We start from the raw sequence: 1161 nt of genomic DNA on the forward strand, positions 1-1161 counted from the left end.
ACTGAGCCCGGATTCACCGAGCGGATTCTGAAGTGAGGGGTTTGGTGTATTTCGCGTGATACTCCGGGGGTGAGGGCATGGGGTATCCGCTGGTCTGCCCAGCCCTTCCACGTCTTGGCTCCGGTTGTGCCCTCGCGGGCGGGTGGTCAGCGGCGGTCAGGTCGCCGGTGGCGCGTGGGCGGCGGCGAGCAGGTCGGTGAACGCGTGCTGCCAGGGCCAGTGTTGGGGCAGGTGCATCACCAGGCGGCGGGCCGAGCGGGCGAGGCGGGCCGGGACGTGGACCAGGTGGGCGCGGATGGTGGCGGTGGTCGCCTTGGCGTGGAAGGCGCCGGCGAGGCATCCGGCGGCCCGCAGCAGGTTGTAGCTGATCGCCCACAGGGTCAGCCATGCGTTGTTGGCCTGGAAGTTCCCGGACGGCAGGTGGGCCAGAGGCCCGCCTTGCCGTCCGCGATGACCTGCTCGACCACGGCGTGCCGGCGGTGCTGGAGCTCGGCCTGCAGCAGCTCGAAGGGGCTGTCGGTGAAGACCGGGTGGTAGCGCCAGGCGGTGAACAACTCGCCCTGTCCCTGGACGACCTCGGTGTTGATCCGCCGGATCCGGCGCACGATGAGGCGTGCGGTGACGTGCAGTGCCTTCTTCCGGCCGGTGAAGGCGGTGTACTCGCACTCGGCTACTTCGGCGTCGGAGACCATCTCGCCGGTGTCGGCATCGACGAACGCCTGTGGGTAGCGGATCGGCGTCCAGGCGTCTTCGGGTATCTGTGTGATCGCGGCGGCGAGGGAGGGGTTCATGCGGACGGTGACGGAGAAGTGGGCGCCCGCGCGGCGGCAGGCGGCGATCACGTCGGCGTTGTAGAACTGCGAGTCGGCGCGCATGACCACGGTGCCGGTGGCCCCGGCCTCGCATGCGGCGGCCAGGGCCTCGGCGGTGAAGTGGGCCGCGCCGCGGGCGTCGGCGGCCTTGCCCCGGCGCAGCCGGGCCGCGGCGATCACCGGGCGGGCGGTCGGGGTCGAGACGGTGGCCAGGATCGGGTGCAGGGTGCGCCGGCCCTTGAGGCGGCCGACCTCGGCGCCTTGCTTGGCGTAGCCGTAGACCTGCCGGTGTGTGGGGTCGATGTCCACGAACGCCACGGTCCGGGCGTCGGGCAGCAGCGGCGTGTGC

Annotated in this window: 2 protein-coding genes; both read right to left on the bottom strand. The window is 71.7% G+C overall.

Annotated elements, in window-relative coordinates; all coding sequences use genetic code 11:
* Positions 1-156 precede the first annotated feature (156 nt).
* A complete protein-coding gene (locus tag JL475_RS41845) occupies positions 157-429 on the bottom strand; it encodes a transposase (protein WP_368860260.1) in 273 nt (90 codons plus the stop codon).
* A partial coding sequence (locus JL475_RS39080; protein ID WP_237409566.1) for a transposase occupies positions 381-1161 on the bottom strand: 781 nt, incomplete at its 5' end. The genes JL475_RS39080 and JL475_RS41845, both read right to left, overlap by 49 nt.

This window comes from Streptomyces sp. M2CJ-2 (assembly GCF_016757295.1).
GTDB lineage: Bacteria > Actinomycetota > Actinomycetes > Streptomycetales > Streptomycetaceae > Streptomyces.